General features: G+C 61.4%; 19 protein-coding genes. 17 read left to right on the plus strand and 2 right to left on the minus strand.

From position 1 onward, the window contains the following. Window positions 1-48: 48 nt before the first annotated feature. Complete coding sequence (locus NYQ88_RS14775) at window positions 49-438, plus strand: response regulator (protein WP_275651884.1); 390 nt, start codon at window positions 49-51, stop codon at window positions 436-438. Window positions 439-509: 71 nt separating this feature from the next. Here the strand turns inward: NYQ88_RS14775 and NYQ88_RS14780 are convergent, their stop codons facing one another. Further along, complete coding sequence (locus NYQ88_RS14780) at window positions 510-1679, minus strand: hypothetical protein (RefSeq protein WP_275651885.1); 1170 nt, start codon at window positions 1677-1679, stop codon at window positions 510-512. Window positions 1680-1689: 10 nt separating this feature from the next. Further along, the gene (locus NYQ88_RS14785; RefSeq protein ID WP_275651886.1) at window positions 1690-2661 is read right to left on the minus strand and encodes an aldo/keto reductase; all 972 of its coding nucleotides are present in this window, start codon (window positions 2659-2661) and stop codon (window positions 1690-1692) included. Window positions 2662-2853: 192 nt separating this feature from the next. Between NYQ88_RS14785 and NYQ88_RS14790 the strand changes: the two genes are divergently transcribed. From NYQ88_RS14790 to NYQ88_RS14865, 16 genes are all read left to right on the plus strand, one after another. After that, window positions 2854-3858, plus strand: a complete 1005-nt coding sequence (locus NYQ88_RS14790) for a GntR family transcriptional regulator (RefSeq protein ID WP_275651887.1) — start codon at window positions 2854-2856, stop codon at window positions 3856-3858. 20 nt (window positions 3859-3878) lie between these two features. Further along, window positions 3879-5417, plus strand: a complete 1539-nt coding sequence (locus NYQ88_RS14795) for an ABC transporter substrate-binding protein (RefSeq protein ID WP_275651888.1) — start codon at window positions 3879-3881, stop codon at window positions 5415-5417. 68 nt (window positions 5418-5485) lie between these two features. Then, a complete protein-coding gene (locus NYQ88_RS14800; RefSeq protein ID WP_275651889.1) occupies window positions 5486-6658 on the plus strand; it encodes a Xaa-Pro peptidase family protein in 1173 nt (390 codons plus the stop codon). A 31-nt stretch (window positions 6659-6689) separates the two neighbouring features. Next, window positions 6690-7670, plus strand: coding sequence for an ABC transporter permease (locus NYQ88_RS14805; protein WP_275651890.1), 981 nt, complete (start codon window positions 6690-6692; stop codon window positions 7668-7670). Between the two features lie 4 nt (window positions 7671-7674). Further along, window positions 7675-8523: an ABC transporter permease gene (locus tag NYQ88_RS14810; RefSeq protein ID WP_275651891.1), complete on the plus strand. Its 849-nt coding sequence runs from the start codon at window positions 7675-7677 to the stop codon at window positions 8521-8523. A gap of 15 nt (window positions 8524-8538) precedes the next feature. Beyond that, a complete protein-coding gene (locus tag NYQ88_RS14815; RefSeq protein WP_275651892.1) occupies window positions 8539-9483 on the plus strand; it encodes a succinylglutamate desuccinylase/aspartoacylase family protein in 945 nt (314 codons plus the stop codon). A 47-nt stretch (window positions 9484-9530) separates the two neighbouring features. Then, window positions 9531-10532 carry an ABC transporter ATP-binding protein gene (locus NYQ88_RS14820; RefSeq protein ID WP_275651893.1) on the plus strand — a complete coding sequence of 334 codons (1002 nt, stop codon included), beginning with the start codon at window positions 9531-9533 and terminating at the stop codon, window positions 10530-10532. Further along, window positions 10519-11496 carry an oligopeptide/dipeptide ABC transporter ATP-binding protein gene (locus NYQ88_RS14825; protein WP_275651894.1) on the plus strand — a complete coding sequence of 326 codons (978 nt, stop codon included), beginning with the start codon at window positions 10519-10521 and terminating at the stop codon, window positions 11494-11496. The genes NYQ88_RS14820 and NYQ88_RS14825 overlap by 14 nt, the downstream gene beginning before the upstream one ends. Before the next feature lie 8 nt (window positions 11497-11504). Beyond that, entirely contained in the window at window positions 11505-12737 is a 1233-nt protein-coding gene (locus tag NYQ88_RS14830) for an amidohydrolase family protein (RefSeq protein ID WP_275651895.1), read from the plus strand. A 49-nt stretch (window positions 12738-12786) separates the two neighbouring features. Beyond that, window positions 12787-13209 (plus strand): CidA/LrgA family protein, encoded by a 423-nt coding sequence (locus NYQ88_RS14835; RefSeq protein WP_275651896.1) that lies wholly within the window; start codon window positions 12787-12789, stop codon window positions 13207-13209. After that, window positions 13206-13922 (plus strand): LrgB family protein, encoded by a 717-nt coding sequence (locus NYQ88_RS14840; RefSeq protein ID WP_275651897.1) that lies wholly within the window; start codon window positions 13206-13208, stop codon window positions 13920-13922. Before NYQ88_RS14835 ends, NYQ88_RS14840 begins: the two co-directional genes overlap by 4 nt. A 334-nt stretch (window positions 13923-14256) precedes the next feature. Beyond that, window positions 14257-15834 (plus strand): ABC transporter substrate-binding protein, encoded by a 1578-nt coding sequence (locus tag NYQ88_RS14845; RefSeq protein ID WP_275651898.1) that lies wholly within the window; start codon window positions 14257-14259, stop codon window positions 15832-15834. Window positions 15835-15904: 70 nt separating this feature from the next. Beyond that, complete coding sequence (locus tag NYQ88_RS14850) at window positions 15905-16885, plus strand: ABC transporter permease (RefSeq protein WP_275651899.1); 981 nt, start codon at window positions 15905-15907, stop codon at window positions 16883-16885. A 73-nt stretch (window positions 16886-16958) separates the two neighbouring features. Continuing rightward, complete coding sequence (locus tag NYQ88_RS14855; RefSeq protein ID WP_275654929.1) at window positions 16959-17849, plus strand: ABC transporter permease; 891 nt, start codon at window positions 16959-16961, stop codon at window positions 17847-17849. Then, complete coding sequence (locus tag NYQ88_RS14860) at window positions 17849-19489, plus strand: ABC transporter ATP-binding protein (RefSeq protein WP_275651900.1); 1641 nt, start codon at window positions 17849-17851, stop codon at window positions 19487-19489. Before NYQ88_RS14855 ends, NYQ88_RS14860 begins: the two co-directional genes overlap by 1 nt. 330 nt (window positions 19490-19819) lie before the next feature. After that, the gene (locus NYQ88_RS14865; RefSeq protein WP_275651901.1) at window positions 19820-21229 is read left to right on the plus strand and encodes a sodium:alanine symporter family protein; all 1410 of its coding nucleotides are present in this window, start codon (window positions 19820-19822) and stop codon (window positions 21227-21229) included. Window positions 21230-21321 lie beyond the last annotated feature (92 nt).

Genomic DNA, 21321 nt, shown 5'->3' on the forward strand with positions numbered 1-21321 from the left:
CCAGAGCGATATGGTGGGTACCGAATCGTCCGGTTTGCGGTGGCTGTGTTGTCCTCGGTTGAAGACGTCCGAATCCTGATTTGTGAAGACGAATACCTGCTGGCGAGTGGCCTGGCTGCGGATCTGGAAGCCTTGGGCGTGCGCGTGCTTGGCATAGTGGCGCGCGCGGCTGATGGCATTGCCCTACTCGATGAGCTGTCCGACGCAGGCCTGAACGCGGCAATCGTTGACATCCGCCTCTTGGACGGCTCGGCCTTCCCGCTCGTTGAACGCCTCCGCGAAAAGTCGGTTTCTGTCGTGTTTTTCAGCGGCTACTCCGCCGAGGACGTGCCGGACCGCTTCAGCGAGATACCGGTCGTCACCAAACCGGGCCATATTGATGAGCTGATGAGTGCCCTTGAAGTCGCCCGGTCCCAAAGGGCCGCACCCACCGCCTAAAATCTGCAGGATGAGTTCGGGGACTGGGTCCCGCGGCGATAACGCCGCAGGACCCCACATGTTTGGCAGGCCTAGTTCGGCTGCCAGTATTTGGCCAGCGTCGCCGGCGTGTGCATGTTGTTGTAGAGGTATTCCCAGAAGGCTTTGCGCTGCTCGGGCTTGACCGTCTTCCACACCGCGTTCACCGCCATGTCGCCACCGTAATAGGCATAGACGAAGGGCGCGCGGAGGTTGTGGCTGAGGAAGGCCAGGCGCGAGCGCATGGTCACCGGGTCCTGCAGGGTCTTGTCGGCGACAATCGGGACGATTTCGTCCAGCGACATCCCCTGAGCATGCATCATCCAGGCGGCATTGCACCGCATGGCGCTCCGCAGGCGCTGTAGCGCAACGCCAAGCTCGTCTTCCGGACCACTGATCCAGTCGAGAAACTCCATGCCATTGTCAGCAATGCCTTCAAAGAGGGCGGAGCTCGCTGAACTGGTCACCACCTGCGCGCCATCGAGCGGCATTGTACCATCGGCCACGCGGTTCTCGCGGATGTTCATGTGCACCAGGTGCCCGGGGAACACTTCATGCGTCGCGAGGTGTTTCAGTGAGAAACGCGTGTAGGGAAAGTCGAGGTTCAGCAGCACTTTTCGCGTGGGATAGTCGCAATAGGCCGAGAACGGGACCGCGGTGACACCTTCCGGGGTCATGCCTTCATGATCATAGGGATACATGGTGGCGGTGACTCGGGTGCGGGCCTCGGCGATCAACTCGTTGAGAACCGAGAGCACTTCGTCCGTGGGAACGCGAGCCTGCGCTTCGTAGCGCTCAAAATCCTCGGCGAGCGTACCGCCCGTATAGCCGAGCTCATCCAGCTTTTCGCGGATCGTCGTGCGATAGCATTCGATTTCTGCATCCGGAACAAGGGTTTGCGGCACGCGGATCTGGCGGGCGACGCGATCTGCAAATGAGATTGGCGTGCCGTCAAACGTGTCAAGTAGGGCCAGGAGCGAGTCGATCATCTCCGCAACATAGTCCGCCCGGAGTGGGCTCTCCGCCTCTGCGGGCAGGCGCGCCGCGAGCGCGTGCAGCTTTTCGCGGGCATCGTCGTAGCTGGCCAATGGCAGCGGGAACACCTCTGCCATAGCGACCGGGACCAGGCCTTCCTTGTTGAGAAAGCCATCACTGCTCTGCATTGAGCGATAGAGCGCATCGATGCCAGCAGTGAGTTCAGCGAGTTCCTTGCCGATCTTCATTGCGGTTTCCTCAGACGTGGCCGGCAACGCGCTTCGGCTCATAGGGAGCCTCGAGCTGGGCGATGTCTTCCGGGGTCAGCTTGACGTCGAGCGAAGCGATCGCGTCGTCGAATTGATGCAGTTTGGAAATGCCGACGATCGGGGCGGAAATGCCCGGGCGGCGCGCGACATAAGCATAGGCGATCTGCGCTGCGGGGCGGCCATGACGTTCCGCCACGGCCCGCACTGCGGCGATGACCGCATCGTCTGCATCCTTGGTCCGATCATAGAGGGCCTGGGCCGTCTTGTCGGTCTGGGACCGGGTGGTGTCAGCTTCGGGACGTGCTGCGAGCCGGCCACGGGCCAGAGGCGACCACGGGGTAATGCCGATGCCTTCAGAGATACAGAGCGGCAGCATTTCGCGCTCTTCTTCACGATAGATGAGGTTGTAGTGGTTCTGCATGCAGACAAACTGCGCCCAGCCATTGGCACGCTGGATACCGATTGCCTTCATGAACTGCCAGGCGTGCATGGACGAGGCGCCGAGGTAGCGGACCTTGCCCTGACGGACGACATCGTTGAGCGCGTCGAGGGTCTCTTCGAGCGGCGTTTCGTAGTCGAAACGGTGCAGGGAATAGAGGTCGATATAGTCGGTGTTGAGACGCTTCAGCGTGCCATCGATGGAATCGAAGATATGCTTCCGCGAGAGACCGCGATCGTTCACATCACCGCTCATGGGATTGTAGAGCTTGGAGCCATAGACGAGCTTGTGGCGCGGGACGTCCTTAAGCACGCGACCGACCACCTCTTCGGAGGCGCCCAGCGAATACATGTCAGCCAGATCGAAGAAGTTGATGCCGAGGTCGACGGCCTTCTCGAGAATCGGACGAGAGGCAGCCTCGTCGAGCACCCACGGCGCCCAGGTCGGCGAGCCGAAAGTCATGCACCCGAGGCCCAGCTTTGAGATCTTGAGGCCCGTCCGACCAAGATTGACATATTCCATTAGTACACCTTCCCCGGCAATTTTCAGTAGCGGGCCACAGTAGCATCGGCAGCGCGGCGCATGAAAGCCCATAAACCCGGCACATGATGCTCATAAAAGATGCTAATTCACAAGCTGCGCGAAAAATCCCCACACCCTATTGCGCAGGGCCGAACGCGTGAGTACGGTTAGTGTATCAACCGGATAGAACACATGTTCACCTTCGACCCGTCCAGCATCGACAAGTCGCTACCCGTACCGATCGGGACGCAGCTGCACGGCCTGTTGAGCTACGTCCTGTCCTTCAGTGACACCCCGTACGGCACCAGGCTGCCATCTGTGCGCCAGCTCGCCGCCGAGTTGGGCGTGGCGCCGATGACGGTGAACCAGGTCTACCAGCAGCTGCGGGATGAAGGTCTCGTGGAGATGCGTCCCGGCCTCGGGGCTTTCACCATGCGCGATCCGCGCAAGGCCCTCGACGACAACCAGCCCATCAACGCACTGAGCCGCGACATTGACGCGATCATTGCCAAGGCAGAAATGCTGGGCGTCCCGCCCATGTCGCTCGTTGCGATGATTAATGCCCGCGCGCACATGCGCCGACCGGACACTGGCCTCAAACTGGTCTTTGTCTGCATCTTCGAAGGCCCGGGGCGCGACTATGTCGACGACATCCGCTCGGTCCTGTCCCCGCTCGACACGATTGATCTGGTCACCCTCGAGTCCCTTCAGGCGGACGGGCCGGAATACCGGCTTTGCATGCAGGCCGATCTCGTGATCACCTTTGGCCATCGCGAGGCGGAGGTCCGCAGCGCGGTCAAGGGCGCAACGATCCTGGGGCTCCGTTTCCTGCCATCGCAGCGCACTCGCCAGACCCTTGCGGGTCTCGACCCGCGCTCCCGCGTCGCGGCCGTCACCCATTTCCAGGAATATATTGCGATCATGCGTCCCAGCGTGCGCGAGTTTGCCCCGCATGTCTCAGACATCCGGGTCACCTGGTCCTCGGCGCCAGACCTGGCCGATATCCTTTCAACCTGTGACGCGGTGGTCTTTGCTTCGGGCGCAGACCACGTGGCTACGCTCGTGCGGCCCAGTGTCCAGTGCTTCGAATTCCGGCATGCGCCAGATCCTGGCGCGCTGGAGGCAATCCTAGTCCCAAAGCTCGCACAATTGCGCCAGGCAAAGGCGAGCCCAGGATCGGAGAGAGAGACAGCATAATGTCAAGGAAGGGAACAAAAATGAAGAAGTTTCTTCTCACTACCAGTGCGATTGTCGCCCTGAGCTTCATGCCGATGCATGCAGCCATGGCGCAGGACACGACCACCCTCGTGGTGGGCATGGACGTCGACGCAGGCACGCTGGACCCGCGCCTGATGCGCGACACCACGGCCTCGCGCACCAATGACCTGATCTATTCGGGCCTCGTGCACATCACCAACAATCTCGAGGCCGTTCCGGACCTCGCAGAGAGCTGGGAAAGCCCGGATCCGCAGACCGTTATCTTCAAGCTCCGCCCGGACCTGAAGTTCTCGGACGGCAGCGCGCTGACCGCTGACGACGTGGTGTTCACCTATACCACGCTGCTCGACCCGGATTTCAACGCTCCGCAGCGTGCCCTCTACACCCCGATCACCGCGATCGAGGCTGTCGATGCGCAGACCGTCAAGTTCAGCCTGAGCGCACCTTACGCGCCGCTCCTGAGCTACCTCGACCTCGGCATCGTGTCGAAGGCCCTGGTCGAAGCTGGCCACGACATCGCGCTCAACCCTGTCGGCGCAGGCCCGATGAAGCTCGAAAGCTGGAACCGCGGCAGCGAAATCACCCTGGTCAAGAACGAGAACTTCTGGGGCGCAGATCCGGCCTTCGAAAAGATCTCGCTCAAGATCATCGGCGACAACTCGGCCCGTTCGCAGGCTTTCGAGGCCGGCGATCTGGATGTCATCCAGTCCCCGCTTCCCCCCCAGGATATCGAGCGCCTCAAGAATGACGACCGCTTCGGCAATGTCATCATGGCTGGCCTTGGCGTGACCTACGTCAACTTCAACGCCAATGACCCGCTGCTGGCCGACCCGAAGATGCGTCAGGCCTTCTCGATGCTGATCGACCAGGAAACCATCGTCAACGACATCTTCCAGGGCGTTGATGAAGTTGCGACCTCGATCATCCTGCCGTCGTCCTGGGCCTATTCGGCTGACATCGTGCAGCCGACCTTCGACGTTGAAGGCGCTGTCGCGCTGTTCAACGAGCTGGGATGGAGCGACACCAACGGTGACGGCTACCTCGACAAGGATGGCAAGGCGCTAGAAGTCGTGCTGTCGACCCACTCGGAAGACACCAACCGCGTCCAGACCGTGGAATTCCTGCAGGCCATGTTCGAAATGGCTGGCGTGAAGGCCGTGGCCCAGATCAGCGACTGGCCGAGCTTCTCGACCAACTATGTCCAGCAGGGCAAGCACCAGATCGCCCTGCTCGGCTGGCTCAACATAGTCGATCCCGATCGCCTGATGTTCGCTCAGCTCTCGACCGGTGGCCCGACCAACTGGGGTGGCTATTCCAACCCGGAAGTTGACGCCCTGCTGCAGGAAGGCCGTTCGACCATCGACCAGGCTGGCCGTGCTGCTGCCTACCAGAAGGCCGCTGCGATCCTCGCGGAAGAGCTGCCCTACTACATCGTCTCGGCCCAGGGCTACCAGCTGTTCTACAGCAAGGACCTGCCCGTCGAGGTGCAGGCCACGCCGCGCGGCAATCTGCGCGGCCTGATCGGCCTCAACGACTAAGCCAATGGCTTTGGGTCGGCGCTCCGGCGCCGGCCCATCCCCCAACGCTCCAGAGCAGGACGACCGTCATGACTTTCAACCAGCGCCTCAGCGCCGAGTTTTACGCGCGGGTACAACGCGACATTCGCGCAAAAATGTCCCAGCAGGGCATCGACGTCCTTATTCTGGATGCCAATGACGACGTCGTCTACACGACCGGCTTCTCGCATTACTCCAATGAGCGGCCGATTGCCGTCGTCCTGACTGCGACCACGACCTATCTGCTGATCCCTGAGCTTGAGCGGCACCATGCCAGCTCGCAATATGATGGCGCAGAGTTCGTCGTTTATTTCGAATTTCCGGGCCGCGATCCCGCCTTTGCCGTGCTGGCCCGTACTCTGGGTGACCTCAAGGGCACGATCGGGCACAGCTTCGGCATGTCCAATGGCCGCGTCGCGCAGATCCAGCGCGCTTTCCCGAATGCACGGCTGACGGCCACTTCGATTGTCACCACCCAGCGCTACATCAAATATCCCGAAGAAATTGTGCTGCACCGCGAGGCTGCCCGCATCTCTGACAGCATGGTCAATGCCGGGGCCGAGTTGATCTCGGAGTCGCTGCGCACCGGCAATACCATGCCGACCGAGATCGAGATCGAGAACTTCATCATCAGCCACGCGCTCGAGATCATGCAGAACGAGCACGAGGACATCATGTATGTCGCCGGGATCGCGGGCGGTCTTGTCTATTCGGGGCTGCGGTCTGCCTTCCCGCACGGCATGCCGACAGCCCATCGTCCACAACGCGGGGAAAGCATGATCCTCTCGCTCGGCTGCCGCGTTGGTGGACGGGCGGCTGAAAGCGAGCGCACCTTTATCCTCGGCGAGCCCAATGCCGAGCAGACAAAGTTTTACAATCTGTCCCAGGAAGCCCAGGGCATCGGCACCGCAGGGCTCCAGCCCGGTGCCACCTGTTCTTCCGCAGATGATCGCGCCCTCAATTTCTACCGGGATCAGGGCGTGTTCCAGTTTTGCCCGCATCGCGTCGGCCACGGCATGGGCGTGATGTTCCATGAGCCACCGTGGGTGGAAGGCGGCGACGAAACCGTCCTGCTGCCCGGCATGGTCTGCTCCTCCGAACCGGCGCTCTATGTGCCCGGACTTGGCGGCTTCCGGCTGGCCGACACGGTCCTCGTGACCGCGTCCGGTCCCGAAAGCCTCACCAAATATCCCCGCAAGCTCGATGAGGTCATCCTGGGATGACCCTCTTCCGCTCGAACTGAGGTAGGTCGCCATGCTCGCCTACATAGCCCGCCGTCTTCTCCTGCTCATCCCAATGGCCATCGGCATGGTTGTGGTGACCTTTGGCCTGTTGCTCATCATTCCGGGTGACCCGGCTGCTGTGCTTCTGGGTCAGGACGCCACGCCCGAGGCGATCCTCAACCTGCGCAATTCGCTGGGTCTGAACGATCCCTGGTATATTCGGCTCTGGAACTATTTTGCCGCCCTGCTGCAGGGCGATATGGGTCGGTCGATCTTTCAGAACCAGCCGGTGAGCGAGATCATAGCGGGGCGTCTCGGCGCCACCATCGAGTTGGCCGTTGTTGCCCTTTTGCTGGCCAGCGTGATCGGCATCACCCTTGGCGTGCTGGCGGCTATCCGTCAGGGTTCGTGGGTCGATACCGTAACCATGCTGTTCGCACAGCTTGGCGTGTCCATGCCCGTATACTGGCTTGGCCTCCTGCTCATGCTATTGTTTGCGGTGCAGCTGGGCTGGCTGCCCTCCATCGGTCGCGGGGTGCCCATGCATGAGGCTCTCTGGGCCGCACTGACGGGTCGTCCGCAGGTGCTCTGGGAGTCGTTCCGCCACATTGCCCTCCCCGCCCTCGCTCTCGCTGCCAACTCGGCCGCCATCATCTCGCGCCTCGTCCGCGCTTCCATGCTGGAAGTGCTGCGCGAAGATTTCGTGCGCACCGCCTATGCCAAGGGGCTGCGCAAGGGCCGTGTCGTCGTCCGCCACGCCCTGCGAAACGCCCTTCTTCCGGTGCTCAGCGTTATCGGCCTGCGGTTTGGCGCCCTCCTCGGCGGTGCCGTTCTGACGGAGTCCATCTTCGCCTGGCCCGGCCTTGGTCAGCTGACCATCTCGGCCATCTCGCAGCGTGACCTACCCCTTATTCAGGGCATCGTGCTGACCTTCGCCATCGTGTTCGCTCTGGTGAACCTGATCGTCGACCTTCTCTATGCCGCGGTCGATCCGCGCGTACGCCTCGGATAACGCCATGCGATTGCCGAAAGCTCTCACCAACATCTCGCTGATCGTGGGCGCGTTGATCACGCTCACAATCATCGTCCTCGCTGTTTTCGCGCCCTGGTTTGCGACCCATGGCGTCGAGCAGATGGACATGCGCAACCGCTTCGCTGGCCCGACTGCGGACCACATCCTGGGCACCGACAATTTTGGGCGCGATCTCTGGTCCCGCCTGATCTTTGGTGCGCGCATCTCGCTCACTATCGCCGTCATCTCTGTGACCGCCTCGGCGATCATCGGCACGGTTGTGGGCCTCGTCGCCGGCTATTTCGGAGGCTGGGTCGACCAGCTGCTGATGCGCATCACCGACATCTTCCTCGGCTTCCCTGCCATCGTGCTGGCGCTTGCGATCGTCGCGGTGCTTGGACCGGGCGTGTTCAACGTCGCGCTCGCCATCATTGTCGTGGCCTGGACCGAATATGCCCGTGTCGTGCGCTCGACCACGCTGGTGCTGCGCGAGCAGAATTATGTGCAGGCCGCCAAGGCGCTCGGCGCGGGTCCGATCCGCATCATCTTCAAGGAAATCCTGCCCAATGCTCTTGGCCCGATCATCGTGCTGGCGTCGCTCGGCCTCGGCACGGCGATCATCTCGGAGTCAGCACTGAGCTTCCTCGGCTTCGGGCTTCCCCCGCCGGAGCCGACCTGGGGCTGGACCCTCGCCTACGGCACGCGCTTCATGCGCGACGCACCGTGGCTATCCATCATTTCGGGCGCGACCATCATGATCACCGTGCTCGGCTTCAATCTTCTCGGTGACGGCCTCAGGGACATTCTTGATCCCCGCCAGCTGTCCCGTGGCGGCGGCAAGTCCGCCAAGTAACTAAGGAACTGCATCATGGTAAAAGCGATCAATCAGCTTCGCCCGAAATTCACCACCAATGCCGACGGCTCCGATGCCGTGATCATTATGCATGAGCTGGTGGGCGAAGAGGACGGCCCCACGATCGGTATCTCGGCTGCCATCCACGGCAATGAGAACACCGGTTCGCAGGCAATCCTGGAACTGTTCCGCGTGCTCAAGGACATGTCGATCAAGGGCCGCATCCTGCTGCTGCCGGTGGCGAACCCGACCGCATTCGCCTTCAACGAACGCTATTCGACCATCGACAAGGTCGACCTCAACCGCCAGTTCCCGGGCAATCCGAATGGTACGCACAGCCAGCAGCTGGCCCATGCGCTGACCAATGAGTTCCTCAACAAGATCGACGTGCATATCGATCTGCATTCGGGCACCGACCGCCCGACTGTAGACTATGTCTACATCTGGAATGACGAGCGCCTGTCGCGCGCCTTCGGCTCGAAGGTTCTTTACCGTCCGGTGGAAAACAAGCAGGGCACCGTTTTCGGCGGCACGACCAAGACCGTAACGATCGACACCCGCAACATCCCCGTTGCCGTGATCGAATTGGGCGGCGGTATTGTCGACCAGACCGGCTACGTCAAGCAGACGGTCGATGGCGTGCTTAACATGCTCAAGACAACCGGCACCATCGCCGGCGAACCTTGGGAAAACCCCAAGCAGATCGTGGTCACCGAGCTGGCCGGCGTCCGTCCGACCCAGGGCGGCTGGATCGAAACGCTGGCTCCCGCGAACGGCGAGATCATCAAGGGCGGCGAGCTGCTGGGCCGCGTGGTCAGCCCGTACAATTTCGAAGTGCTCGAAGAGATCAAAACCCCGTTCGAGAACGGCATCATGATCATGCAGCACCTCACGCGCAACCTCGTCCACTCGGGCGACTATGCGTACATGATCGGTAACCTCGACGGCGCTACCGACTGAGTGAGCACGAATCTGGCCTGCCCCGGCCGGTAAAGGAGACGACGGCGATGAGCCAGACAAGCGCAACGCAAAAAGCGGCAATCGAGGTGTCCGATCTCAATATCGAGATCAGAGGCGCCCAAGGCTCATTCGCCGTTGTCTCAGACATGAGCCTTTCGGTGCATCCGGGTGAAACTCTCTGCATCGTGGGCGAAAGCGGTTGTGGCAAATCCATGACTGCGCTGTCGCTGCTGCGCCTGCTGCCCGAGGCGGCACGCGTTACCAGCGGAAAAATGCTGATCGATGGCCAGGATTTCCTGGCCATGGGCCAGCGCGAGGTCGAGCAGTTCCGCGGCGAGAAGATCGCCATGATCTTCCAGGAGCCGCTGACCGCACTCAACCCGGTGCTGCGCATTGGCGAACAGATCGCCGAAGCCGTGCGCGCCCATCGCAAGTGCACCCACCGCGAAGCCGATCAGCGCGCCATCGACGTGCTGCGTCTGGTGCAGATGCCCGACCCGGAACGTCGCGCCAAGCAGTTCCCGCATGAGCTTTCGGGCGGCATGCGCCAGCGCGCCATGATCTCGCTGGCTCTCGCCTGCGACCCCAGCATTATCATCGCCGATGAGCCGACCACCGCGCTCGACGTGACTATTCAAGCCCAGATCCTGGGGCTGATCTCTGATCTGCAGAAGCGGCTCGGGACGGCTCAGATCCTCATCACCCACGACCTCGGCGTGGTGTCCGAAGTCGCCGACCGCGTCATCGTGATGTACGCCGGTCGCAAAGTCGAAGAAGCCAGCATTTATGACCTCTTCGACAATCCACTTCACCCGTACACCGTTGGCCTGATGGGCGCGGTGCCCGGCGCGGGCGCCTCCTCGCAGGAGGGCGATCGCCTCGCCGATATTGCGGGTACGGTTCCTGCGCTCTGGGACCTGCCCAAGGGCTGTGCCTTTGCGCCCCGTTGCCCCAACGCCTCGGCGCGATGCCTCGAGGAACGTCCCCCATTCGAGGAAAAACGCCCCGGCCACTGGGCCGCTTGCTGGGAGCACGATGATGCAGCCTGATCAAACGCCACTTCTCAGCGTCGAGAACCTGCAGGTCCATTTCCCTATCCGTGGCGGCGTCCTCCAGCGCCAGATCGGCTCGGTGAAGGCCGTCGACGGCATCAGCTTTTCGCTCAATCGCGGCGAGACACTAAGCCTTGTGGGCGAGAGCGGATGCGGCAAGTCCACAACAGGCCTCGCGCTCATGGGGCTGGTCAAGCCGACTGGCGGTAAGGTCGAATTCGACGGCCTGGCTATCAAGAGCTTCAATCGCACCGCGCTGAAATCCTATCGTCGGCGCATGCAGATCGTCTTCCAGGACCCGTTCTCCTCGCTCAATCCGCGCCAGCGCGTCCGGGATATCATTCGAGCGCCACTCGATATTCATAAGGTGGGTACGCGCGAAGAACGCGAGGCGCGCGTCGCCGAGCTGATGCAGCGCGTGGGCCTGCGTCCCGATCAGGCCGACAGCTTTGCGCACCAGTTCTCCGGCGGCCAGCGCCAGCGCATCGGTATCGCCCGCGCTCTGGCGTTGAACCCGGACGTTATCGTCTGCGATGAGCCCGTGTCGGCGCTGGACGTGTCGGTACAGGCCCAGATCCTCAACCTGCTGAGCGATCTGCAGCGTGACCTTGGCGTTTCCTACCTCTCAATCTCGCACGATCTTGGTGTGGTGGAATTCATCTCGCACCGTGTGGCTGTGATGTATCTGGGCAAGATCGTCGAGATCGCGCCCAAGAAGACAATCTTCTCGACACCGCTCCACCCCTATACCGAGCTACTGATGCGCTCGGCGCCGTCGCGCGACCCGCGCAAGCGACACAGTTTCAGCGCGACAAATGACGACATCCCGAGCGCCACGCGCAAGCCGAGCGGCTGCCCGTTCCATACGCGCTGCCCGCTGGCGACCGATCTTTGCAAGACGACCGAACCCGCTCTCACCGCGCGTGAAGACGGTCAGCTTGTCGCCTGTCACCACCGCTGAGAACCGATATGACCAAGACCATCATTTTTACAGGCGGCCGTATTCTTGATGCCGAAGCAGGCGAACTGCGCGACGGGCTCGATGTTCAGGTCGAGGGCAATCGCATCGCCGCGATCGGAGCCGCACTGCCCCGCCCTGCCGACGCAGAGATCATCGATCTTTCCGGCAAGACGCTCATGCCGGGCCTCATCGACTGCCACGTCCATATCGTGGCCGAGACGCTCGATCTCTGGGGCAATATGATTGCCCCGAGCTCGCTGTCCGCCCTGCGCTCGGCACGGGTGATGGATGAAGCGCTGATGCGCGGCTTTACAACGCTGCGCGATCTGGGCGGTGCCGACTACGGTCTGGTGCTGGCCGTCGAAGAAGGTCTCATCGACGGCCCACGCCTCGTCATCTGTGGCAAGGGCCTGACCACGACAGGCGGCCACGCCGATCTGCGCAAGCGCACGGACGACCGCCCCGGAATCTTGTCCGAACGCCTCGGCTCTATGGGTCTCATCGTCGATGGCGTCGACAATGTGCGCGCCGCCTGCCGGACAATGATCAAGGAAGGCGCCAACTTCATCAAGGTGATGGCCAACGGCGGCGTGTCCTCCCCCAACGATCCGATCCATTCCATCCAGTACTCTCGCGAAGAGATTGCGGCCATGGTGGAAGAGGCGGACAATGCCGGTCTCTATGTCTCGGCCCACGTCTATACCGACAAGGCCATCCGCCGCTGCGTCGAGCTTGGCGTGCATTCGCTCGAGCATTGCAATCTTATCGAGCCCGAGACCGCAAAGCTTGCTGCTGAAAAGGGCTGTATCGCCGTGCCGACGCTCGTCGCCTATGATGCCCTCGCTATTGAAGGCGAGGCACTGGGACTTGGTGCCACCGAGTTTTCCAAGATCGAGACTGTGCGCAGCGGTGGCCTTCGCTCGCTCGAGATCATGCGTGACGCCGGCTTGCCCATGGCCTTCGGCTCGGACCTCCTGGGTCAGCTTCGCAAGTATCACTGCATGGAGTTTGAGCTGTTGGCAAAGGTGCTGAGCCCGGCTGAGATCATCCGCTCCGCCACGACAATCGGCGCGCGTCTCTGCCAGCTTGAGGGACAGGCCGGCATCATCGCCGAAAATGCCTATGCGGACCTGCTGGTGATTGACGGCAATCCACTCGAGGACATTACCTTGTTGCAGGACGACGGCGCGCACATGTCGCTCATCATGGCCAATGGCAAGGTGGTGAAGCACACGCACTAGCCCGCCATTCGATAGCCCGTCAGGGCACGGCCAAGGAGAAGGCGAGGCAATGAGCCAAGCGAGCAAGACGGAACCGGCACGGCCGGCGTTGACGCCGGTCGCAATTCTCGCGGGTTTTGCGGTGCTGCTGGGATTTCAGCTGGCGGGCGAAACCCTTGTCGTCGCGACACGGCTCGTCCTGCCGTCTTTCGCCTTCCCAGGGCCGGTGGCGGGCATGCTGCTGCTGCTTGGTTTTCTCGTGCTGCGCAAAACGCTCGATGCCAGCACCAACGCGGTGTCCACTGGCCTGATCGGGGTCCTGTCCCTGCTCTTCGTGCCTTCGGCGGTCGGGGTGATCCAGTATGGCGGCGTCCTTGTCGACTGGGGCGGACCACTGCTCCTGGCAGTTGTGCTCTCGACGCTCGCCACCCTGCTGGTGACTGTTTTCACGTTCCTCTGGATCGCCAAGCTGACCGGAAAGCAGTCGTCATGAGCGGCATCAGCACGATCTGGGTCTATCTCAACACCAGCCCCCTGCTTTGGCTAGCAGTGACGATCGCAGCATTTCTGATCGCTCATGTCGTGGGCAAAAAGCTGGGCGGCTCGCCTCTGGCCAACAGCGTTCTCATCGCAGGGGCGATCATCATCACGCTGCTCCTGGTTTCGGGCACACCCTATACGACCTATTTCGAAGGCGCGCAGTTCGTCCACTTCCTGCTTGGCCCGGCAACCGTGGCGCTGGCGGTGCCGCTCTTTAAAAATCTCGACAAGGTCAAACCCGTCCTCCTGCCGATGGCCGGCGCCCTGGTTGCAGGCTCGCTGACCGCCATTGGCAGCGCCGTGGCCATTGTCGCCGCTTTCGGAGCGCCAGCCGAGATCATTGCCTCAATCGCCCCGAAATCGACCAGCGCGCCAATCGCCATGGAACTGGCGCGCAGCCTTGGCGGCGTCCCGTCACTGGCCGCGGTCCTTGTTATTCTCACCGGCATCACGGGTGCTGTGATCGTCACCCCGTTGATGAACGCCCTTCGCATCAGGAACTTCGCGGCCCGCGGATTTGCGGTCGGGGTCGCCTCCCATGGAATCGGCACGGCCCGGGCCTTCCAGGTCAATGATGTCGCCGGCGCGTTCGCCGGTATCGCGATGGCCCTCAACGGTGCGCTCACCAGCCTTTTGGTGCTCGTCTGGAGCCTCTTGCTCGGCTGAGGGGCCGCTGAGCGCCCCTTACCCCCCACCTTCCGAGTAGCGAGACGCGTCAAAATTTGACCGTCCGGAAAATTTTCCACGTCCTATTGGAATAAAAGAGGGGTTTACTTCGTATACGAACGACGCGTCGCGACGGTTCGTATAGTCCCGCGATTCCAGCCACTTAGGTTTGTCGACGCACCATGGGCCGATCCCTGGAAGTAAATTTCGCGATTGTGAGCGAGTGAAAACAGCAATGATCGATTGATTTGGCACAAAAACTGGGCTCTCGTGTGGAACAAGCCTCCCATGAATTCAGCGAGGAGGTCGATGCTCAGGAACGGAGAGAACATTGATGCAAAAGTCACTTGCCCGCATTACCGCGGTGCTTATCACCTCGACAGTGCTTGTCGGCGTGGCCAACGCCGAGACCATCCGCTGGGCGCGTTCTTCTGATGCGCTGACGCTGGATCCTCATTCCCAGAACCAGGGAAACACGCACACCCTCGCACATCATATCTATGAGACGCTGCTTGGCCGCGACAATGACGGCAGCCTGACACCGCGCCTCGCGACCGAATACGCCCTCAAGGAAGGCGATCCGACCGTCTGGGTCTTCAAGCTGCGTGAAGGCGTGAAGTTCCACAACGGCAACGACTTCACCGCCGAAGACGTCGTCTATTCGATCGAACGCGCCAAGAGCGAGTTCTCGAACATGAAGCAGCTGCACGCCGAAGTGGAATCGGTGACGGCAGTCGACGACTATACCGTCGAGTTCCAGATGACCGGCCCTGCGCTGATCTATCCGAACAACCTCACCAACACCTTCATCATGGACAAGACCTGGTCGGACGAGAACGATCTCGCCGTCGTCCAGGATTTCGCCAGCGGCGCCAGCAACTACTCCGTGCTGAACACCAACGGCACCGGCCCCTACACCCTGACTTCGCGCGAAGTCGACGTGAAGACCGTGCTCGACTACAACGAAGGTTGGTGGGGCGATAAGCCTGCCGTCGACAAGATCGAATATCTCACCATCGCCGATGCCCAGACCCGTATCTCGGCTCTGCTCTCGGGCGAAATCGATATCGTCCAGGACGTGCCGCCGCAGGATATCGAGCGCCTCAGCAACACCGATGGCTTCAAGGTCGAAATCGGCCCTGAAAACCGCTTCATCTATTTCGGCTACCGCTTTGGCGATGAGCCGCTGAAGTCCTCGAACATCACGGACAGCAACCCGTTCAACAATCCGCTGGTCCGCGAAGCCATGGAACTCGTGCTCGATCGCGATGCGATCAAGCAGGTCGTCATGCGCGGTCAGTCGATCCCGACCGGCATCCCGAACCCTCCGTTCGTGAACGGCTGGACTCCCGAGCTTGACGCCTATCCGAAGCCCGACGTGGAAAAGGCAAAGGCCCTCATGGTCGAAGCCGGCTATCCTGATGGCTTCACCGTCACCCTCGACACGCCGAACAACCGCTATGTGAACGACGAAGCCATCTCCACGGCCTATGTCGGCATGCTCGGCCAGATCGGCATCCAGGTGACGCTGGCATCGCGCCCTGTCGCCGAGCACAGCCCGATCATCCTCGCCAACAACTCGGACTTCTATCTCCTCGGTTGGGGCGTTCCGACATTCGACAGCGCCTATGTCTTTAACGACCTGATCCACTCCAAAACGGATCTGCACGGCACCTACAACGTCGGCCTCTACACCAATCCTGAGCTGGACGAGAAGATCATCGCCCTCGGCACCATGGACGACATCGCAGCGCGCGACGCGACCATCGCCGAAATCTGGGAAGTCGTGAAGGCTGACCGCGTTCTTATGCCGGTCCACAATCAGGTCCTTGCCTATGCAATGCGTGACGGCGTGACCCTGGCTGTTCAGCCAGAGAACCAGCCGAACATGACCACGGTCACTTTCGACTAATTTCCGTCAATCCAGAGCCGCCGCGCGGAGAGTCCATCTCCCGCGGCGGCTCCATTTTTAAGGGGGCGTCATGCTCGCCTTCATTGCCCGACGACTCGTGCAATCCGTCATCGTCATGCTGGTCGTGGCGTTCATCGCATTCCTGGTGTTCCGCTATGTCGGCGACCCGCTCGCCGCGCTGCTCAGTCAGGACGCCAAGCAGGCTGACTACGACGCTGCACGCGAACGACTGGGCCTCGACCAGCCCTTCTACATGCAATTCTTTGCCTTCGTGTCCAACGCACTGCAGGGCCAGTTCGGCATCTCCTATCGGCTTCAGCAACCTGTGAGCCAGCTGATCCTCGAGCGCCTTCCGGCCACGATCGAACTTGCCTTCGCCTCTTCGATCATCGCCCTGGTTGGCGGGGTTTTCCTGGGCATCTATACCGCCCTTCGCCAGCGGACGTTCTCAACTGGCGTGATCATGACCCTGTCGCTCATCGGGGTGTCGCTGCCGACCTTCCTCATCGGCATTGGCCTCATCTATGTTTTTGCCGTTGAGCTGAAGTGGCTGCCGTCCTTCGGGCGTGGCGAGGTGATCCAGTTGGGCTGGTGGCGCACGGGCCTGCTGACGCAATCCGGTCTCCGTTCGCTGATCCTGCCGGCAATCACCCTGTCGCTTTTCCAGCTGACGCTGATCATGCGTCTTGTTCGTGCGGAAATGCTCGAAGTGATGCGGACCGACTACATCCGCTTTGCCAAGGCGCGTGGCCTGTCCAATCGCGCGATCAACTTCGGCCATGCGCTCAAGAACACCATGGTGCCGGTCATTACCATTACCGGCCTGCAGCTCGGCTCGGTTATCGCCTTCGCGATCATCACTGAAACCGTTTTCCAATGGCCAGGTGTCGGATCGCTGTTCGTCAACTCGGTGGCCGCGGTCGACGTACCAGTGATGGCCGCCTATCTGGTCTTCGTGGCGCTCATCTTCGTCGTCATCAACCTCATCGTTGACATCCTTTATTTCATCGTCGATCCGCGCCTGCGCGACGGCGTCAGAGCCGGGAAGTAGCATCGTGACAGACCTACCCCATTCGCCGGATCAGCCTGTCCCTGCCGCAAAGACTTCGCGCTGGAAGACTTTCATTCGGTCCGACATCGTCTGGTCCTATCGGCATTCGTCGATCACGATCGTCGCCTCCATCGTGGCGTTGCTACTGGTGCTGATGGCGATCCTGGCGCCGTGGCTTGCCCCCTACAATCCGTTCAACCCGGCGACATTGAACCTGATGGACGGGTTTACCCCGCCCAATTCGACATCCATGTCGGGCAAGTACTTCTCGCTCGGCACTGACAGCCAGGGCCGCGACATGCTCTCGACCATCATGTATGGCTCGCGCGTTTCGCTGTTCGTCGGCGTCATGGCAACGCTGTTTGCCATGGTGATGGGCGTCGGCCTGGGGCTGGTGTCGGGTTATGTCGGCGGCGTTGTCGATGCGATCATCATGCGCATCGCGGACGTGCAGCTGAGCTTTCCTGCAATCCTGATCGCGCTCCTGATCTTTGGCGTCGCCCGCGGCATCATCCCCCCCAACCAGCAGGAAGGCACCGCTGTCTGGGTGCTGATCATCGCCATCGGCCTTGCCAACTGGGCGCAGTTTGCCCGTACGGTGCGCGGCGCTACCATGGTCGAACGGCAGAAGGATTATGTTGCCGCCGCTCGCATCCTCGGCGTCAACCCAATCATCATCCTCTTGCGCCACGTGCTACCCAATGTCACCGGCCCGGTTCTCGTGATCGGCACGATCGGCCTGGCCCTAGCCATTATCGAAGAGGCGACGCTGTCCTATCTCGGCGTCGGCGTTCCTCCAACCCAGCCGTCGCTGGGTACGCTGATCCGCATCGGCCAGCAGTTCCTCTTCTCCGGTGAGTGGTGGATCCTGCTGTTCCCGGCCGTCACCCTCGTGCTGCTTGCGCTCTCGGTCAACCTTCTCGGTGACTGGCTGCGCGACGCCCTCAACCCCAAGTTGCGCTGATGACCGAGCCAGTTCTTTCGATCAAAGATCTCGTCGTGGAATTTCCTTTCCACGATGACGTGTTCACCGCCGTCAACGGCGTCTCATTCGACATCATGCCGGGCGAAGTGGTCGGCGTGGTCGGCGAGTCCGGCGCCGGCAAGTCGATGACCGGTGCGGCCGTCATTGGCCTCATTGATCCTCCCGGGCGCATTGCCCGGGGCGAAATCCGACTTAAAGGCGAGCGGATCGACAACCTGCCCGAAGAACAGCGGGCCAAGTTGCGCGGTAAGCGGATCGGCATGGTCTTCCAGGACCCGCTGACCAGCCTCAACCCGCTTTATACGGTGGGCCAGCAACTGACGGAGACCATCCGTGCACACCTGCCCCTTAACGAGGCGGAAGCACGCCAGAAAGCCATCGACCTGCTGGTCGAAGCTGGTATTCCCAAGGCTGCCGAACGTATCGACAGCTATCCGCACCAGTTCTCCGGCGGTATGCGCCAGCGCGTGGTTATTGCCCTGGCAATTGCTGCAGGTCCGGAACTGATCGTGGCCGACGAGCCGACATCGGCGCTCGACGTGTCGGTGCAGGCGCAGATCATCAAGGTACTCAAGAAGCTCTGCTCCAACCATGGCGCTGCGGTGATGCTGATCACCCATGACATGGGCGTCATCGCCCAGACAGCCGACCGCATGGTAGTGATGCATCAGGGCAAGGTCGTGGAGACAGGTACGGTTGGCGATATCATCCGTCGCCCTCGCGAGCCCTATACGATCAAGCTGATCGAGAGCATTCCCACCATCGTCCGCCAGGAAGGAGCCGTGGTTCCGAGCGCAGCTGCCAACGACGACAAGGCCTATGTCCAGGTCAAGTCGCTGGTCCGCGACTTCGAAATTGGCGGCGGCAGCTTCACCAAACTTTTGCCGGGCAAGGTCGAACTGTTCCGCGCGGTCAACGAGGTAAGCTTTACAATCAACAAGGGCGAAACATTTGGCCTTGTTGGGGAAAGCGGCTCTGGCAAGTCCACCTGTGCCAAGATGATCGTCGGGCTGGTGAAGCCGAGTTCAGGGCAGATCCTCGTCGATGGCCACGACATCTGGGCCGGCGGCAAGGGACATCAGGAGCGCCGCAAGCGCGTCCAGATGATCTTCCAGGACCCGTACGCCAGCCTCAATCCGCGCTGGCGGGTCAAGGACATCATCGCCGAGCCGATGCGCACGCTGGGCATCGCCCGCAACCGCGCTGAAGTCGACCACCGGGTGGCAGAGCTCCTCACCAAGGTTCGCCTCGACCCTAGCGTCATGCGGAAATTCCCGCATGAGTTCTCGGGTGGCCAGCGCCAGCGCATCGCAATTGCCCGCGCGCTCTCAAGCCAGCCGGAATTCATCGTTTGCGACGAGCCGACCTCGGCCCTCGACGTTTCGGTGCAGGCGCAGGTCCTCGACCTGATGCGAGCCCTGCAGGACGAGTTCAACCTCACCTATCTTCTCATCAGCCACAACCTCGCCGTCGTGCGCCAGATGAGCAACGCCGTGGGCGTCCTGCACAATGGCGTATTGGTCGAAAAAGGTCCGACAGACCAGATTTTCGACAACCCGCAGGCCGAGTACACGCGCATGTTGCTCGACGCCGTGCCGGACATCTCCAAGGTCGCATAATAGCGGCGACGACGATGTCTCCGTTCTAAACACATTGCGTGGCAGAAGAGCCCTGGCTCTCCTGCCACGCGATTTTGAAGAGCCGATTGCCGCGATACCGGCCACATGGGCGCCCCCTCCGCGCAACCCACCCTTTCCAAGACGAATACAGCGGCAGTCGCGCGTTGCCAGTTCGCAACGGCGGTCTCTTTCTGCCGCTTTGACCGAGAAACCGCTGTCAGGCGTATTGCCGAGAGGCAATTATCGACGTCCAATAGCCGTGAAAGGTGAGCGATACCGGGAACTGCTCCATCGCTCGTCAGGAAACGGACAGGCACGGAGAACGCGCACATGGACCCGATCATCAATTTTCTCAACGAGATTTTCTGGGGCTATGTGCTGATTTACGGCCTGCTCGCAGTCGGGTTGTTCTTCACCATCAGGCTTGGCTTCGTGCAACTGGTGCACTTCCCGGAAATGTTCCGGGCGGTGATGGGATCGAACAGAAACGACAGATCTGGCATCACCCCATTTCAGGCGCTTTGCACCAGCCTCGCCTCTCGTGTCGGCACAGGCAATCTGGCGGGCGTCGCGGTTGCCCTCTATCTCGGCGGTCCTGGCGCACTCTTCTGGATGTGGGTGGTCGCCTTCCTTGGCATGGCCACGGCTTACGCCGAATCCACGCTTGCCCAGCTCTACAAGATCAGAAACGAGGCCGGAGACTATCGCGGCGGGCCTGCGTTTTATATCGCGCGGGGCCTTGGCGCGCCTTGGGCTGGGGGCATTTTCTCTGTCTGCCTGATCCTCGCATTTGGCCTCGTGTTCAACGCGGTTCAGGCCAATTCCATCGCCGATGCTTTCCAGGGCGCTTTCGGTTTCGACAAACTCTGGGGCGGGGTGGGGCTGGCCGCTCTTACCGCAGCGGTGATCTTCGGCGGGATCAGGCAGATTGCACGCGTGGCCGAGTGGATCGTGCCTTTCATGGCCGTCATTTATCTTGCGGTGGCGCTCTACGTAGTGATCACCAATTTTGCAGAAGTGCCGGGAATGCTCGGCATGATTGTGCAGAATGCGTTCGGCTTCGGGGCGGCGACTGGCGGTATCGCCGGAGCGCTGCTCAATGGCGTCAAGCGCGGTCTGTTTTCCAATGAGGCCGGCATGGGTTCGGCGCCGAACATCGCTGCGGTTGCCACGCCAGATCCTCACCACCCATCAGCGCAAGGTTTCGTGCAGTCGCTCGGAGTGTTCATCGACACGATCCTGATCTGCACCGCCACCGGCCTCATGATCCTCCTCTCCGGTGTCATGGTGCCGGGCAGCGAGCTCACCGGCACACCGCTCACCCAAGCCGCAATGAGCGTTCATATCGGGGGTGCGGGCCATCCCTTTATCGCCATTGCCATACTGTTCTTTGCGTTCACTTCGATCATCGGCAACTACTCCTACGCCGAGAACGCCCTTACCTTCCTCCGCCTCGGCAATCGCCCAGGGCTCATCGCACTACGCCTGGGCGTCATCGCCATGGTGATCTGGGGCGCTTACGAGAGCGTGGCGACCGTGTTTAACGCTGCGGACGCGTCCATGGGTCTGATGGCGACGGTCAATCTCATAGCCATCGTCCTTTTGTCAGGCACGGTTGTAAAGCTGACAAAGGATTATGCGGCACAGCGAAAGGCCGGGCGAGACCCGGTATTCCACGCAGCGGATTACCCCGAACTCAACGGCAGGATCGACAAGACCATCTGGACCCGGGACAACTAGGTCCCGAACCCGGGTTGGTCGGCAGACAACACCGCTAACCGCTGCAGGTTGGCGGTGTTTTTGCACGCGCCGTTGAGGCCACCAGGGGCTCA

This window comes from Devosia sp. SD17-2 (assembly GCF_029201565.1).
In the GTDB taxonomy this organism is placed as follows: domain Bacteria; phylum Pseudomonadota; class Alphaproteobacteria; order Rhizobiales; family Devosiaceae; genus Devosia.